Consider the following 14,264-nt stretch of genomic DNA (forward strand, 5'->3'; position numbering starts at 1 on the left):
GTTCGAGGAAAATGGCGGCATCCTGGAAATCATTGCCGACCATGTATTCAACAGTCGGGTGTCAGCCCGGCTTGAGACGCAACACAACCGGCGCCGATCTGGTGCAACCATTCCGCAGTTATGCGTGTCACCTGCGGAAATGACATCGAGGCGGCCGGCATTGCCCACTCCTACATTACGTAAGAGGATTGGCCCTATCTCCCCATGTGGTGCAGGAAGTCATAGGAGTAGTGCAATCTATTGACATTGGCTGTTGCGCATTGAGAGCATCACGTTTGAACACCCTAGGATGACGACCTCTTCCTGGGTGTTTCCTTGACGGCAACGGCGTTCGGCACCGCGTTTCGGTGATGAGGCGGAGCAGATATTCGGCACGACCATGCTGGGCACCCCGGAGGCCCCTATCGATCGAGCGCGACCTGCGCGTTCGGCAGCGGCACCGAGGCTGTCTGACCAGGCATGCGCCGGTCGAGCAACACAAAACGGGGGCAACACATGCAGGACGATGACGGCTCGACCGCGCCTGACCCGGACGGCAGCACTGAACGTGTGCTGCTGACCGCCTTGCAACCGGCCGACTCGCCACGGCAATCCGGCGAGGACGACGAGCACATACGCGTCCTGGCCGAGTCCGCGACCACGCTTCCGCCGGTCATCGTGCACCGTGGCACCATGCGGGTGATCGACGGCATGCACCGCGTCGGCGCCGCGCAGCTCCGCGGCGACGCCACGATCGAGGCCCGGTTCTTCGACGGCACCACCCAGGAGGCCTTCATCCTGGCGGTACGGTCCAACATCGCCCACGGCCGTCCGTTGTCGCTGCACGACAGGATGCTTGCCGCAGAGCGCATCATCACCGAGAACCCGGTATGGTCCGATCGGTCGATCGCCGACACGGTCGGGCTCGGCGCGAACACCGTGGGCGGCATCCGCCGCAAGATCGAGGCGACCGACGACGCCGCACGGGGCATCCGGGCCCGCGTCGGCCGCGACGGCCGTCGACGCCCGGTCGACAACGCGGAAGGCCGACTCCAGGCCGCCGAGATCATCCGCAACGAGCCGGAAGCGTCACTCCGCCAGATCGCCCGCAGGTCCGGTGTCTCCCCCTCCACGGCGCAGGACGTGCGCAACCGGCTGCGCCGTGGCGAGGACCCGGTGCCGGCCCGGCGGTTCACCGACACCGGTCCGGACCGGCGCCGCAACTTCCGCCAGCAGCACACCGACTCGCGACCACCCGGCATCGACGAGGCCCTCGCGGGGCTGCAGCGCGACCCGGCGCTGCGGTTCAACGAGTCCGGACGCACCTTGCTGCGATGGCTGATGGCCCGTGCGGTGCGGGTCGAGGATTGGCGGGAGGTGTCCGGCGAGGTGCCGACGCACGCCACATACATCCTCGCCGACGTCGCCCGCCGAGTCGCGGACGAGTGGCTGCAGATCGCCGACGAACTGCAGCGGCAACCCCGCAAGTCGGCGTGAACGACGTGCCGCACGGGCGCGCGGCGACCGCACGCAACTGCAGTGGGAGTTAAGGTGTGTCGATGAGTCCGGAACGGCGAGCCTGGGGCGCTCTGGAGACCGACGTCATGACCGTGCTATGGGCTGCGGCATCCCCGTTGAGCCCGGCCGAGGTCCAGCAACTGCTCGGCGATGACCTCGCGTACAACACCGTGCAGACGATCCTCACCCGGCTCATGGAGAAGGGCCTGGCACGCCGTCGGATCAAGCTCACCGGTGGCCGCGGCCACGTCTACTTCCCGGCCGAGGGCCAACCCGTCGTGGCCGCACGGCGGATGCGAGCCGTGCTCGACGGTCCCGGTGACCGCCGGGCCGTGCTGCAGCAGTTCACCGCCGACCTCGATCCGGCCGACGCCGACGTGCTACGGACACTCCTGCACGACGATGCCGGCCACGATGACGCCGCAGCACCTGATGCGGGCCCATCATGACCTGGCTCGTGCCCGTTTCGCTGCTGCTGCCGGTGCTGCTGCTGCCGCTGGCCAGACTCTCCGCCCGCACCCGCCGCCCGGAGCGGGCCGCCCGGGCCCTCGCGGCCGCGGCCGTGGTCACCGCAGCCTGCGGGACCGCCTGCCTCGTCCTCGTCGCCGCGACGCTCGCCGACGACATTCCCGCAGTCGTCGCATACTCGCGGCAGGCCCGCAGCCGTGGCCACATCCTGCCGGAGCCCATCCCGGACGGCGTCGCGATAGCCGTCACCCTGCTGCTGGCGTTCATCGGCTGGCGGCTGGCCGCCGAACTGCGCCGCCGGCGACTGGTCACCAGCGACCTGCACGCGGTCGGATCCGCACGCGACTGGCTCCTCGTGGTCGATTGGGAAAGCCCGCGAGCGGTCGCCGTCCCACCGCGTCACGGCCGTCGCGGCCATGTCCTGGTGACCAGCGGCATGCTGCGCCTGCTGGACCCGCGTGAACGGGCCGCGGTCCTCGCGCACGAGCGCGCCCACCTGTCCCATCGGCACTATCGCACGACCGCGCTGGCCGCCGCCGCAGCAGCCGTCAACCCGCTGCTGCGCCCGGTGGAGTCGGCGGTGTGGTTGCTCGCGGAACGCAGCGCCGACGAGGACGCCGCCCGAGCTGTCGCCGATCGCCGCCTGGTGGCACAGACCGTCGCGAAGGTCGCCCTCGCGGCGCACAGCGACGGCCACACGCTCGGGTTCGGTGGGTCCAGCACGGTGCGTCGGGTCGAAGCCCTCGTGAAGCCGCATGCCGGCCGGCAGCGCCCCGGTGGCGCGCCGGACTTCGGCGCGGTGATCCTGGCCGCAGCCTCGATCGCAGTCGCCGCCGCGGTGCTGTACGAGTTCGTTGAGCTGTTCCTGGCCTGGCTGCCGACACACTGACCTCGTCGGGCTGCCCAGCTTCCCGCCCCCATGCCAGGGGGCGGGTGCCGTCACTCGGGCAGCGGCTTCGTGAGCGCGCCGCCGGGCGGCTGCTGGGAGTCGCAGGCGGCGTGCGCCTGGTGCACGTCGGCGTTGTTCTTCTCCAGCAGCGCGGCCGGCGGGTCGTAGTATCCGTCGCTGTCGGGGTCTGGCCACCCTGGTGCGCCGTGCGTCCGCATGCATTCGGCGAACTTCCGTGCCTGGGCCAGGTACGCGGCGTTCGCGTCGGGTTTCGGGGCCTGTTCGTTCTTGCCCCTGATGAACAGTCTGCGGCAGTCCTCGGGCGGGTCCACGTCGGGCGCGGAGTCCGGGAATCCCCATCGGCCGTCGTCGAAGCGAACCGGGTCGGGATAGCCGGGGTAGCCGTGCTCGCGCATGCACTTCGCGGCCTCGAGCATGGACGTGGAGCTGTTGCCGGTCGGCTCGGTGGGCGGATCACCGCCACCGCACCCGGCCAGAGCGATCAGGGCGGTCCCGGCGACGGCAAGCATCCGCAACGACATACCTTGACGGTCGCTCAGGCCCGGCACGACCACTTCCCCCAAAGGTAGCCGGACAGAACCCGACTTTGCGGCTTCACGCGTGAACTCGGCGGTCATCAGCATGAAGGAGCGATCCAGAGCGGCGCGCAGCCCGGCCGGCAACGGCCGGTGCCCGGCGTCCGGGTTGGCTCCGGCGACGAGGTCCGCGATCCGGTCGAGCACGAATCGGATGTCCGGTCGGCGGCGGCCACGTCGCCGGCCGTGGGCTGGATCTGCGGGCGGCCGGGTCCTACCGTGGGTGTAGTCCGGCAGGAGCCGGGGCCCGAGGTTCAGGGCACGAGCCCGACCTCGTAGGCGCGGATGACGAGCTGCACCCGGTCCCGGGTGTCCAGCTTGGTCAGCAGCCGGGCCACGTGCGCCTTTGCCGTGGCGACGCTGATCGTGAGGTGCGCGGCGATCTCGTGGTTGGACATGCCCCGGCCGACCAGCGTCAGGACCTCGGTCTCGCGGGGCGTGACGCTGTCCGGCAACCGGCGCGCACCCGCCGGGGTCCGTGACGGTGCGACCGGTTCGGCGAACACCGCGATCAGCCGGCGGGTCACGCTCGGGGCGATGAGGGCGTCCCCGGCGGCGACGACCCGGATCGCGTGCACGATGTCCTCCAGCGCCATGTCCTTGACGAGGAAGCCGCTGGCCCCGGCGCGCAGCGCGGCGTAGACGTGCTCGTCCTCGTCGAACGTGGTGAGGATCAGGACCCGTGCGGTGCCCGGGTCGACCATGAGCTGCCGGGTCGCCTCGATTCCGTCCATGCCCGGCATCCGGATGTCCATCACGACCACGTCCGGCCGCACCGAGCGGACCAGGCGGACCGCCTCCTCGCCGGCACCTGCCTCGCCGACGAGGTCGATGCCGGGAGTGTCGGCGATGAGCACCCGCAGCCCCGCCCGGATCAACGGTTGATCATCGACCAGGACCAGCCGGATCGTGGTGCCGGACGGCGGATCGTCGCCCCGGTCGGTGTTCATGCGGTCGCCGGCAGCGGCAGGCGGACCGCGACCCGGTATCCGCCCGCCGGCCGTGGCCCGGCGGCGAAGTCCCCCCGCAACAGGGTCGCCCGTTCCCGCATCCCGAGCAGCCCGAACCCGTGGCCGGTCGCCTCGCCGGACGGGACCGCCCCTGCTGACCCGTGGTCCGTGACCTCGACGGTCAGGTCGTCGTCGCCGTGTCCGATCGTCACCTGGCAGACATCGGTGCCGGCATGCCGCACCACGTTGGTGACCGCCTCCTGGATGATCCGGAACGCGGCGAGGTCCAGGTCGGGCGGCAGCTGCCGGCGTGGTCCCCGCCAGTGCACGTCGACCCTGACCCCGGCGTCGGCGGTGGCCGCGACGAGCCGGTCGAGGTCCGCCAGGCCGGGCACCGGCTCCAGTGGTGGGGGGTAGCGCCCGTCGGCGGTCTCCCTGCCGCGCAGCGCCCCGACCGCGCGGCGCAGCCCGGCGAGGGTCTCCCGGCTCGTCGTCTCGATCGTGCGCAACGCGTTGCGGGCCTCGCCCGGCTGCGTGTCGATCACCCGGGCGCCCACACCCGCCTGGATCGCTATGACGCCGATGCTGTGCGCGACCATGTCATGCAGCTCCCGGGAGATGCGCAGCCGTTCGGCGGTGATCGCCTGCGAGGCTTCCTGCGCGCGTGTCGTCTCGGCGAGTGCCCGGCGTTCGCGGTTCCGGTTGCCGATCAGCCACGCGGCGAGCATGGCCGTGACCACGGCCAGGATGAAGGATGGTGCGCTCGCGAGCCGGCCGGCGGCGATGGCCGCGATCTCCGCGAGGCACGCCACGACCGCCGCCACGATCGACACCCGCGGGCTGCGATGCGTTGCGATGTACCCGACGGTGAGGTCGATCGTGATGAACTGCAGGTACCGCACGTCGCGCAGGAAGCCGAACTCCCACGACCAGACGTAGGCGGCGACGATCAGGCAGCCGGTGAGCATGAGCGTGAGCGCGACCAGTGGCCGCCGGCTCAGCAACACCAGTGGGATGACCACGACCAGCAGCGGCAGCACGTACCGCAGCCCGGGCAGCCCGAAGCTGTCCGTGCCGCCGTTCGCCGTAGCCGAGGCCACCACCAGCGGGTATGTGCACAACAGGAGCCAGACGAGCGGCGCGCGCAGGTTCACCGACCCACCGTATTCGCCGAGCACGTCCGGGGCATCGACCGCCGGGCGTACGCCCGCGGGCCAACACCGGGCGTGCGTCAGGGTTCCCGGTCGGTCTGCAGGGCCTCGCGCAGCGGCACCAGACCCTGCTGCAGGGCGAAGATCGCGGCCTGGGTGCGGTCCTGCAGTCCGAGCTTGGTGAGGATGCTCGACACGTACGACTTCACGGTCTGCTCGCTCAACGACAGTGCGCGGGCGATCTCCCGGTTGGACCGGCCGCGCGTCAGGGCCGCGAGGACGTCACGCTCCCGGGTCGACAGCCGGGCGAGCGGGCTGCTGCCGCCGTCGCGGACGCTGCGCACCAGGACCGCCGCCGCCCCCGGGTCCAGGACGCTGCCGCCGGTCGCCGCCGCCCGGACCGCCTCCACGACCCGGTCGACCGCGGCGGTCTTCGGCAGATAGGAGGTCGCCCCCGCCCGCACGGCGTCCATCACCAGATCATCGGCCGGGAACGACGTCAGCACCACCACGGAGGGCCGCTCGTCGCGGTCCTGCAACGCGTGCAGCACGCCCATCCCGTCGAGGCCGGGCATCACCATGTCCAGCAGGACGACGTCGGGCCGGGCCGCGTCGACCTGTGCGAGGGCCGCGTCACCGTCGGCGCACTCGCCGACGACCACGCAATCGGGCTCCTGCTCCAGCACGAACCGCAGCCCCTGGCGCACCACCTGATGGTCGTCGACGATCAGGATCCGGATCATCCGGCACCACCCGGCAGCAGCACCGTCACCGTGGTGCCCGACCGCGGGGCGCTGACCACGTCGAGGGTGCCGCCCAGTTCGCCGGCCCGTTCGCGCATCAGTCCCAGCCCCATCCCGTGGCGACGCCCGGCGGTTGCCGGGTCGAAGCCCTTGCCGTCGTCGCGGACGGTCACCGCGACCCCGCCGTCGGCCGCCGTGACCCGCAGCTCGACCGCGCTGGGATCGCCGTGCCGGGCTGCGTTGCTGAGCGCCTCCTGCACCATCCGCAGCACCGCGTGCTCGACCGCCGGTTCCAGCGGCACCGGGTCGACGTGCATGGTGATGGCGATGCCGAGCCGGGCCTCATACGCGCGGCACAGCTCGGCGAGCGCCTCGGCGAGCCCGGCGTCCTCCAGCGCGATCGGCCGCAGCTGCAGCAGCATCGCGCGCATCTCCCGCATCGTGCGGCCGAGCGACTCCTCCATGGCCTCGGCCTGCCGGCGCAGCTCGGTGTCCGCCGGCAGCGCCCGGCGCAGCCCGCCGGCGAGCAGGTTCGCCGAGAACAGGTCCTGGGAGATCGAGTCGTGCAGCTCCCGGGTGATCCGGGTCCGTTCGGCCCGCCGCGCCGCCGCGCCGGCCATCGTCCGCTCGACCTCGACCGCCGCGTCCAGACGCTGGGCAAGGGTGTTGAACGCCGCCTCCAACCGGCCCAGCTCGTCCTTGCCGGCGACCGGGATCCGGGCCTGCAGGTCGCCGTCGGCCATCGCGGTGGCGCCGGCGGCGAGCCGCCGCACCCGCCGGATCACCCCGCCGGTGCTGAGCAGGCCGAACAACGCGCCGACCGGCAGGAGCAGCACCAGCACCGCCAACCCAGGCACGACCAGGGAGGTGACCGCCTGGCTGATCCTGGTGGCGGTCAGGTCGCCGCCGCCGGTGGACTGTGCCGGTGTCCGGACGTAGACCACGCCGATCACCGTGCGGCCCGACGCGGTGGTGAGCTCCACCGGCCGGGTGGCCCAGCCGGCGGTGCGCCCCGAGACGTCGGTCGTGCCGCTGCCGGGCGCCGTGACGGCGGTGGGTAGCGTCGAGCCGGCCGGGAAGTCGGCGGAGGTGCTCCGCACGACCCGCCCGTCGGTCGTCGCGACCACCTCGACCGCGTCGGCGGCGTCCGTGGGCTTGTCCTTCCCCTGGTAGTGCTCGGCGGCGGCGCCGCTCAACAGTTCCGGCGGCCCGGAGCTGCCGGGCGCCCTGGCGGCCAGGACGGTGACGGTGCCTCCGAGGGCGGTCGCGACGTCCAGCGCCGTGGCCTCGCTCTTGAGTCGCAGGTTCGCGCTGTCCGTCATGGCCTCGCGCTGCCTGGCCTGGCTGACGCTGTCGCTGGCGGCGCGGATCCGCGGGATCACCACCGCCAGCAGCACCGCCTCGACGACCAGCACCGCGGCCGCCGACACGAGCACGTAGGACACGGCCATGCGGCCGCGCAGGCCGAACCGGATGGACACCACCTCAGGTTACCCAGCCTGCGGGGGCACCCCGGACCCCAGATCGGGGGGTTCACCGGCCCACCTTTGGGGGAAGTGGCGGCCGACCCGCAACCGCGACGGTGGGTGGCATGAAGCGAGTCCGACCGATTGTGGTGGTGGCGCTGCTCGTCCTGACCGGGTGCGGCGGCGGCCAGCCCACCGCCCGTCCGTCCAGCGGGGCCGACCACGCCAAGCTCCTCGAGGCCGTGCGCTGCATGCGCGACAACGGCTTTCCCGACTATCCCGACCCGGTCGAGGCCGAGGGCACGTGGGTGATTCCGCCCCCGGCCGGCGACCTGCCCGCGCCACCGGCGTGCGAGGAGCTGTTCCGGGGCGCGAAAGGCCCGCCGCCGCGCCGGGAGCGCACCGCCGAGGAGGTCGCCCAGCTGCGCAAATGGGGGGCCTGCATCCAGACCCACGGCATACCCGAACTGCCCGACGCGGACAGCAACGGCGACTTTCACCCGCCGCCGGCGCTGGTGCCGATCACGGCCCACCCGAAGTGGCAGGAGGCGCGCACGGCGTGCAAGGAACTCGAGCCGAGCGGCATGAACTTCGACAAATAGCGGTCAGTCCCACCAGAAATGCCAGGCCGGCAGGTCGACCAGGCCCGCGGCGTAGGCGTCCAGCGGCAGGTCGTTGAGGGTGTCGGGGCAGAACGCGACGTGTTCCGCCCCGATACGCAGCGCCTCGTCGACGGTGGCCGGCGGGGCGGCGACGCTCAGGAACAGTTCGGCGTAGCCGAGCCCGACGACGCGGGCGCCGAAGCGGTCCTCCCAGCTGCGCAGCACGGCGGAGATCTCGGCGGTGTCGCCGGTGTGGTTGGCCGGGCCGTCCCAGCCGGCGACGGTCGGGGCGTCCGCGCCACGGCCGGCGGCGACCAGGCCGAGCCGCCACTGGCGCCGGGAGGCGAGCAGCGCCGCCGCCTCCCGGTCGGCGGTCGCGTCGGCCGCGGCCTCGTCGGGGCCGGCCGCGGGTGCCAGGCCGGGCCAGGCGCCGCCGCCGGTCTCGGACCCGGCCCACCACGACGACAGCAGGTCGGCGGGGTCGTGCGAGGCCGGGTCGGACATGTCGTCGGGGACCAGCTCACCCTCGACCCACGGCCGGGCCGCGTCGCCTTCGAGCGGCGTCAGCAGCAGCGGCCACAGGCCGGAGGTGGGGTGCGCGGCCCGCAGCTCCTCCCACAGCCCGGGTGGCGGCGCCGTCTTGCTCAGCCACAGCACCGCGGGCTCGTCGTCGTCGAGGTCGGGACGGATGTGCTTCCCGGCGGGCAGCGGCACCGTGAGGGCCTTGACCCGGGCGGGCAGCGTCAGACGCTTGGCAGTCACCAGCACGACCGTAGTCGATTCACGCGGTCAAATACAGGTGACCTGCGCCGTCCAACGCGGCCGCCGTTTCCGACGCGGGCTGCCGCGTGGCCCGGACCGCACGGTCTGCGGCCGGTCTCCACCCGGGTTGCGCAGCGTCGGAAACCGGCCGGTCGACGAACTGCCGGCACGGGTCCGTCAGGCGTCGCGCACCTTGAACAGCACGCCGCCCACGGCCAGGAGGCCGGCCGCGTACGCGGCCAACACCGCGAGCCCTCCCCATGGCTGCAGCGGTGCGGTGGCACTGCCCGCGACCGTCGACTGGACCGCCAGCCCGGCGGTCATCGGCGAGATCTTCTGGATGAGGTGCAGCGTGTGGGCCGGCATGGGCACGATGAGGGTGACCAGGTACGGCCCGTAGAGCAGCGCGACGACGGCGCCGACCGCGGCACCGTTGTGCCGCACCCCGGCGGCGATCCCGGCGCTGAGCAGCGACACCAGCACCAGATACAGCACGGTGCCGAGCACGGCGCGGCGGAACGTCGGGTCGGACAACGTGGGTGGCCCGTAGCCGAGGGCCACGGTGAGCCCTTCGCCGTGGAGCAGGGATCTGCCGGCGAGCGCGCCACCGACGACCCCGACCGCAGATCGCCGACCGGCTCGTCGTGAGCGCCGAGACCGTCAAGACCCACGTGAGCCGGGTGCTGTTCAAACTCGGTGTCCGCGATCGGGTGCAGGCCGTGATTGTCGCCTACGAGTCAGGCCTCATCGTTCCGCGCGCCGCTCGGTAGGTCGGACCTGTCAGGTGCACTTCGCGCCGGCGCTGCCCCGCGCGAGTTCCTTGTCCGCCTGGCCGAGGACCCGGATCCCGTTGACGCCGCCGGTGTAGGCCACCTCGGCCGCCAGGTCGCACAGCTGGCGGGCGGTGCCGGCGTCGCCGTCGGACAGGGTGGTGGCGATGACGACGGTCGTGCACTGGCCCTCGACCCTCACCCCCTGCACGCCGGGCCGGGCCAGGCGCTCCTGGACCCTGGTGCCGGCGCCACCGCAGTCGCCGCTGGTCGCGGTGCCGGAGGTCGGCGCGGCCGAAGGAGTAGCGGGGGAGTCACTGCACGCCGCCAGCGCCAGCAGGGTCGCGCCGGCGATGAGGACCAACCGTCCTGAGCTCATCCGCTGACGGTAGTCGTACACCCGGATCCTCGCCTACTACGATCGCCTGGGTGATCCCGGAGCTGCTGCCGTTCGCCGAAGCCGACGCCCGCCTCGACGGCGGCCTGTCCGCCTGCTTCCAGGGCTACTACGAGACGGTGCTGTTGTTCGCCGGTGACGTGACGTTCGACGGCGACCTCCTGCCCGCCGTCGAGGCCGTCGCGCCCGGCCCGTTCGACCTCGTCGCGTTCGCCGGGAACCTCACCGTCGGCGGGGCCGTCGCCGCCTACGAGGCGACGCCGGGCGTCTACGTCGGCGGGTTCACCCGGGCGGAGACCCTCGAGGGCGGCGACGCCGAGGTGTACCTGGGTGACGGCGCGTTCACGTGCTTCGTCTACGGGCACTACAACGACGGCATCCTGGAGACCGGCCGGATCGACACGCCGTGGGTCGTGAACTCCGACCACGACCTGCGGGTCACCGCGCCCGGCGCGACCCGCGTCGACAACTTCGGCGTCGACGGCGACTTCCACCGCGGCACCATCACCGAGTCGTTCGTGCCCGACGTGCTCGACGCGAAGCGCGGCAACCTGGACCTGGACGCGTTCCTGGAGCGGCTGCGGGCCGGGCTGCCGGTCCTGCTGCCCGGGGCGATGACCGCCCGGGAACAGACGCTCGCCGACATCGCCGTCGCCCGTGACGACCATCTCGACCTCACCGGCCGGGACCTCGACGGGTTTCCCGAGCAGATCCTCGCCATGCCGTGGCTGCGGACCCTCGTGCTGGACCGGACCGCGCTCGGCACGCTGCCGGAGGGCATCGCCGCGCTCACCGCCCTGGAGACGCTGTCGGTGCGTTCGTGCCGGCTGACGTCGCTGCCCGCCGCCGTCGCCGCGCTGCCCGCGCTGCGGGTGCTCCGCGTCGCCGGCAACCCGCTGCCGGCCCTGCCGGCGGGTCTCACCAGCCTGGTCGAGCTCGACGTGTCCGGTCTGGCCCGCCCGTCCGCGACGGGGGACCTGCCGGTGTTCGAACTGCCCGCGGACCTGACCGGGCTGCGGCGGCTGGTCGCCGACGGCACCAACCTCGCCGGCATCCCCGCCGAGGTGCGGGAGCTGTCGCTGCGGGGCTCGACGTGGCAGCACCTGCGGCGGGTCCCGCCCGGCCTCACCGGGCTGCGGCACCTGCGCCGCCTCGACCTGTCCGGCAACTGCTTCGACGCGCTGCCGGCGGACCTGCCGGACGTCGAGGAGCTGGATCTCGGCAACGCGCTCGGGCTGCTGCGGACCCCGCTGCCCAGCCTCGCCGGGCTGTCGCGGCTGCGGGTGCTGCGGCTGTCCGGCGGCACCGACCACAGTGCGGTGCCCGTGCCGCCGCACTCGCTGCTGCGCCCGGTGTTCGCCGTGCCGGTCGCCACCCTGGTGGAGCTGTCCGTGGACCGGTGGGGGCCGAGCGACAAGGGCGGCCGCGGCCCGCTCACCGCCGGTGACCTCGCGGGCATCGGCGGATTCCGGGCGCTGCGGATCCTCGACCTGTCGTTCAACGAGCTGCGGTCCCTGCCCGAGGACCTGTTCACGCTGCCGCTGGACCGGCTCGACCTGCGGTACAACCGCCTCGACGCGGCCTCCCGCGCCCGCGTCCGGGAGGTGTGCCCGCAGGCCGAGCTGTGAACCGTCAGGCGAGCTTGCGCACGACCCACCACACCGCGAGGGCGAGCACCGCCGCGGACAGGCCGACGAAGATGCCCGACTCGATCAGCTGGAAGGTCCAGAACCGCCCCACCGGCTGGTAGGTGTCGACGAACCGGTAGCCGCCCTGCTCCGTGACGCAGGCGCGCATCGCCGCCTCGTCCGGCAACGTCCGGCACACGGCCGGCACGGAGACACGGTTGGTGACGGTGCCGGCCTTGTCGATGACCTCATGCGCGATCCGCCAGTCGCCTTTCCCGGCGCGCGGGCTGGTGGTGCCGAACGGGTACGTCTCGGTGAGCGGCGGTTGGAACCGTTCCCGCAGCAGCAGGACACCGATCTTGACCGGCAGGTAGATGGCGAGCGTGGCCACCATCGCCGGGATGGTCCGCTTGAACAGGGCCCCCGCGGCGACGCCGACCGCGAACGCGAACACGGTGTAGGCGAGCGGGACGATGCCACGGAAGTCGAACACGTCCGAGTTGAGCCGCCCGAACGCGGCGTCGCCCTCGACCTGGACGCGCTCCAGCGGCTTGAACCACCAGGTCATCACCTCGGTCATGATCGCGGTCACCGCGACGGCGCCGGCCAGGTACAGCCCGAGCCGCGCGGCCAGCCACCGGCCACGGCCGTGCGACTGCGTCCAGACCAGGCGGTGCGTGCCCTGCTCGAGCTCCCGGGCGACGAGCGGCCCGCCCCAGAAGACCCCGAGCAGCATCGGCGCCAGGTTGAGCAGCCCGAACGAGTTGATGATCAGGTTGAACCTGTCGCTGAAGGCCTGGGCGAGCAGGTCGCAGTCGCCGCCGGACGCGATGCACGCGTCCAGCCCTGAGTCGCGCAACTGGGCGGTCATCGCCCGGTTCGTCAGGACCGCATACCCGACGACGACGGCCAGCAGGACGGCGGAGGACACCAGGTTGGGGCGGGCGAGCCGCCACGCGAGCCGGATCATGCGGCGACCTCCTGCGGCAGCGAAGTGGACATGTAGGCGAGTGCCAGCTCCTCCAGCGAGACCGGCCGGACCGTCCACATCGGATCGTTGATCGGGGCGCGGCCGCGGACCAGCAGGGTTGCCTGCCGTTCGGCGTAGTCGGCCTGGACCACCGTGTGCGCGGAGAACAACGACTGCGCGTCGGCCCGGGGGCCGGTGACCATCCGGTGCTGCGACAGCAGGGTCTCGGTGTCGTCGGCGAGCTGGACGTGCGACGTGGCCAGCAGCACCAGGAATTCGCAGGTCTTCTCGACGTCGGCGAGCAGGTGCGAGGACAGCACGACCGTCACGCCGGACTCGGCGACCTCGCTCATCAGGGTCCTGAGGAAGTCGCGGCGGGCGATCGGGTCCAGGTCGGCGACCGGCTCGTCGAGCAGCAACAGCTTCGGCCGTTTGCTCAGGGCCACGGTGAGCGCGAGCTGGGAGCGCTGCCCGCCGGACAGCTTGCCGACCTTCTGGTCCATCGGCAGGCCGATCCGGGTGATCCGGTCCCGGGCGCCGGGCGCGTCCCAGCCGGGGTTGAGCCAGGCGCCCATGCGCAGGGTCTCGGCGACGGTGAGGTTGCGGTACAGCGGCTTGTCCTGCGCGACGAACCCGACCTCGGCGACCGTGCCGGGGGAGCGCGGCCGGCGGCCCAGGACGCGCACCTCGCCCTCGGTGGGCCGCAGCAGGCCGACCGCGAGGCTCAGCAGGGTGGTCTTGCCGGCGCCGTTGGGACCGACGAGGCCGATCACCTGCCCGCCCGGCAGCGCCAGGGTGCAGTCGCGCAGCGCCCACTGCCGTCCGTAGCGGCGGCCCAGGCCCTCCGCCTCAAGCACGGGTGTCATGCAGTTCCTCCGTGTCATGGGTGTCTTTGCGCATCACCGCGCGGTACATCGCCTCGATGTCCTCGTCGATCAGCCCCGCCCGGCGGGCCGCGGCCACCCAGTCGGTCAGCCGCTGCTGCAGCTCGACCAGCTCGGCCTGGTCGCGTGGGGCGAGGGACGTGCGCACGAACGTGCCCGAGCCCTGCCGGACCACCAGCAGCCCTTCGCGCTCCAGCTCCCGGTAGGCCTTCAACACCGTGTTGGGGTTGATGGCGAGCTTCGCCACGACCTCTTTCGCCGTCGGCAGCTTGTCACCGGGCTCCAGCAGGCCCAGCCGCAGCGCGTGCCGCACCTGCTGTGCCAGCTGCAGGTAGGTGGCGACGCCGGACCGGTCATCGAGCTGGAAGTCGATCACCAAAGCCTCATTCCATTAAGTGCTTAGTGGAATGATGGTCATGCGATCGCGCCGATGTCAAGAACGCGGCTCGATGAGGTTCGCCGTGTGGGCGCGCCGGGCCGAGGCGACCGAG

General features: G+C 72.4%; 16 protein-coding genes and 1 pseudogene. 6 read left to right on the forward strand and 11 right to left on the reverse strand.

Annotated elements, in window-relative coordinates:
* Window positions 1–495 precede the first annotated feature (495 nt).
* The 3 genes from Dsi01nite_RS35700 (at window position 496) to Dsi01nite_RS35710 (ending at window position 2,854) form a co-directional block, all read left to right on the forward strand.
* On the forward strand, window positions 496–1,476 hold the full coding sequence (locus Dsi01nite_RS35700; RefSeq protein ID WP_203850776.1) for a ParB/RepB/Spo0J family partition protein: 981 nt from the start codon (window positions 496–498) through the stop codon (window positions 1,474–1,476).
* A gap of 62 nt (window positions 1,477–1,538) precedes the next feature.
* Window positions 1,539–1,946 (forward strand): BlaI/MecI/CopY family transcriptional regulator, encoded by a 408-nt coding sequence (locus tag Dsi01nite_RS35705; protein ID WP_203850777.1) that lies wholly within the window; start codon window positions 1,539–1,541, stop codon window positions 1,944–1,946.
* Complete coding sequence (locus tag Dsi01nite_RS35710) at window positions 1,943–2,854, forward strand: M56 family metallopeptidase (RefSeq protein ID WP_203850778.1); 912 nt, start codon at window positions 1,943–1,945, stop codon at window positions 2,852–2,854. Before Dsi01nite_RS35705 ends, Dsi01nite_RS35710 begins: the two co-directional genes overlap by 4 nt.
* A 50-nt stretch (window positions 2,855–2,904) precedes the next feature.
* Here the strand turns inward: Dsi01nite_RS35710 and Dsi01nite_RS35715 are convergent, their stop codons facing one another.
* The 5 genes from Dsi01nite_RS35715 to Dsi01nite_RS35735 all read right to left on the reverse strand — a co-directional run bounded on the left by Dsi01nite_RS35715 (window position 2,905) and on the right by Dsi01nite_RS35735 (window position 7,775).
* Window positions 2,905–3,597 carry a hypothetical protein gene (locus tag Dsi01nite_RS35715; protein WP_203850779.1) on the reverse strand — a complete coding sequence of 231 codons (693 nt, stop codon included), beginning with the start codon at window positions 3,595–3,597 and terminating at the stop codon, window positions 2,905–2,907.
* Between the two features lie 107 nt (window positions 3,598–3,704).
* Complete coding sequence (locus tag Dsi01nite_RS35720) at window positions 3,705–4,400, reverse strand: response regulator (RefSeq protein ID WP_203850780.1); 696 nt, start codon at window positions 4,398–4,400, stop codon at window positions 3,705–3,707.
* Complete coding sequence (locus Dsi01nite_RS35725; RefSeq protein WP_203850781.1) at window positions 4,397–5,554, reverse strand: sensor histidine kinase; 1,158 nt, start codon at window positions 5,552–5,554, stop codon at window positions 4,397–4,399. The genes Dsi01nite_RS35720 and Dsi01nite_RS35725 overlap by 4 nt, the downstream gene beginning before the upstream one ends.
* 77 nt (window positions 5,555–5,631) lie before the next feature.
* Window positions 5,632–6,294, reverse strand: coding sequence for a response regulator (locus Dsi01nite_RS35730; RefSeq protein ID WP_203850782.1), 663 nt, complete (start codon window positions 6,292–6,294; stop codon window positions 5,632–5,634).
* On the reverse strand, window positions 6,291–7,775 hold the full coding sequence (locus Dsi01nite_RS35735; RefSeq protein WP_203850783.1) for a HAMP domain-containing sensor histidine kinase: 1,485 nt from the start codon (window positions 7,773–7,775) through the stop codon (window positions 6,291–6,293). Before Dsi01nite_RS35735 ends, Dsi01nite_RS35730 begins: the two co-directional genes overlap by 4 nt.
* A 110-nt stretch (window positions 7,776–7,885) precedes the next feature.
* Here Dsi01nite_RS35735 and Dsi01nite_RS35740 point away from each other — a divergent pair, with 110 nt between their 5' ends.
* Window positions 7,886–8,362: a hypothetical protein gene (locus Dsi01nite_RS35740; protein WP_203850784.1), complete on the forward strand. Its 477-nt coding sequence runs from the start codon at window positions 7,886–7,888 to the stop codon at window positions 8,360–8,362.
* Window positions 8,363–8,365: 3 nt separating this feature from the next.
* On the opposite strand, the gene Dsi01nite_RS35745 is transcribed toward Dsi01nite_RS35740, so the two are convergent.
* Together Dsi01nite_RS35745 and Dsi01nite_RS35750 are read right to left on the reverse strand one after the other, a co-directional pair.
* Complete coding sequence (locus Dsi01nite_RS35745; RefSeq protein WP_203850785.1) at window positions 8,366–9,124, reverse strand: DUF4253 domain-containing protein; 759 nt, start codon at window positions 9,122–9,124, stop codon at window positions 8,366–8,368.
* Window positions 9,125–9,301: 177 nt separating this feature from the next.
* On the reverse strand, window positions 9,302–9,685 hold the full coding sequence (locus Dsi01nite_RS35750) for a hypothetical protein (protein ID WP_203850786.1): 384 nt from the start codon (window positions 9,683–9,685) through the stop codon (window positions 9,302–9,304).
* Between the two features lie 62 nt (window positions 9,686–9,747).
* Here Dsi01nite_RS35750 and Dsi01nite_RS35755 point away from each other — a divergent pair.
* Window positions 9,748–9,894, forward strand: a pseudogene (locus Dsi01nite_RS35755) (response regulator transcription factor); the annotation flags it as partial.
* Between the two features lie 10 nt (window positions 9,895–9,904).
* Here Dsi01nite_RS35755 and Dsi01nite_RS35760 read toward each other — a convergent pair.
* Window positions 9,905–10,273: a hypothetical protein gene (locus Dsi01nite_RS35760; RefSeq protein WP_203850787.1), complete on the reverse strand. Its 369-nt coding sequence runs from the start codon at window positions 10,271–10,273 to the stop codon at window positions 9,905–9,907.
* 50 nt (window positions 10,274–10,323) lie between these two features.
* On the opposite strand from Dsi01nite_RS35760, the gene Dsi01nite_RS35765 reads away from it, so the two are divergent.
* Complete coding sequence (locus Dsi01nite_RS35765) at window positions 10,324–11,919, forward strand: leucine-rich repeat domain-containing protein (RefSeq protein WP_203850788.1); 1,596 nt, start codon at window positions 10,324–10,326, stop codon at window positions 11,917–11,919.
* 4 nt (window positions 11,920–11,923) lie between these two features.
* On the opposite strand, the gene Dsi01nite_RS35770 is transcribed toward Dsi01nite_RS35765, so the two are convergent.
* The 3 genes from Dsi01nite_RS35770 to Dsi01nite_RS35780 are packed head-to-tail and all read right to left on the reverse strand — an operon-like array spanning window position 11,924 to window position 14,149.
* Entirely contained in the window at window positions 11,924–12,889 is a 966-nt protein-coding gene (locus Dsi01nite_RS35770) for an ABC-2 membrane transporter-related protein (RefSeq protein ID WP_203850789.1), read from the reverse strand.
* The gene (locus tag Dsi01nite_RS35775; protein ID WP_203850790.1) at window positions 12,886–13,755 is read right to left on the reverse strand and encodes an ABC transporter ATP-binding protein; all 870 of its coding nucleotides are present in this window, start codon (window positions 13,753–13,755) and stop codon (window positions 12,886–12,888) included. The genes Dsi01nite_RS35770 and Dsi01nite_RS35775 overlap by 4 nt, the downstream gene beginning before the upstream one ends.
* Window positions 13,739–14,149 (reverse strand): GntR family transcriptional regulator, encoded by a 411-nt coding sequence (locus tag Dsi01nite_RS35780; RefSeq protein ID WP_203850791.1) that lies wholly within the window; start codon window positions 14,147–14,149, stop codon window positions 13,739–13,741. Before Dsi01nite_RS35780 ends, Dsi01nite_RS35775 begins: the two co-directional genes overlap by 17 nt.
* Between the last annotated feature and the right edge of the window lie 115 nt (window positions 14,150–14,264).

This window comes from Dactylosporangium siamense (genome assembly GCF_016862795.1).
GTDB lineage: Bacteria > Actinomycetota > Actinomycetes > Mycobacteriales > Micromonosporaceae > Dactylosporangium > Dactylosporangium siamense.

Bases quoted from the DNA above. Each gene is read 5' to 3' on its own strand.
- Dsi01nite_RS35700 (WP_203850776.1), top strand. From the start codon at position 496: ATGCAGGACGATGACGGCTCGACCGCGCCTGACCCGGACGGCAGCACT.
- Dsi01nite_RS35705 (WP_203850777.1), top strand. From the start codon at position 1,539: ATGAGTCCGGAACGGCGAGCCTGGGGCGCTCTGGAGACCGACGTCATG.
- Dsi01nite_RS35710 (WP_203850778.1), top strand. From the start codon at position 1,943: ATGACCTGGCTCGTGCCCGTTTCGCTGCTGCTGCCGGTGCTGCTGCTG.
- Dsi01nite_RS35720 (WP_203850780.1), bottom strand. From the start codon at position 4,400: ATGAACACCGACCGGGGCGACGATCCGCCGTCCGGCACCACGATCCGG.
- Dsi01nite_RS35730 (WP_203850782.1), bottom strand. From the start codon at position 6,294: ATGATCCGGATCCTGATCGTCGACGACCATCAGGTGGTGCGCCAGGGG.
- Dsi01nite_RS35740 (WP_203850784.1), top strand. From the start codon at position 7,886: ATGAAGCGAGTCCGACCGATTGTGGTGGTGGCGCTGCTCGTCCTGACC.
- Dsi01nite_RS35760 (WP_203850787.1), bottom strand. From the start codon at position 10,273: ATGAGCTCAGGACGGTTGGTCCTCATCGCCGGCGCGACCCTGCTGGCG.
- Dsi01nite_RS35770 (WP_203850789.1), bottom strand. From the start codon at position 12,889: ATGATCCGGCTCGCGTGGCGGCTCGCCCGCCCCAACCTGGTGTCCTCC.
- Dsi01nite_RS35775 (WP_203850790.1), bottom strand. From the start codon at position 13,755: ATGACACCCGTGCTTGAGGCGGAGGGCCTGGGCCGCCGCTACGGACGG.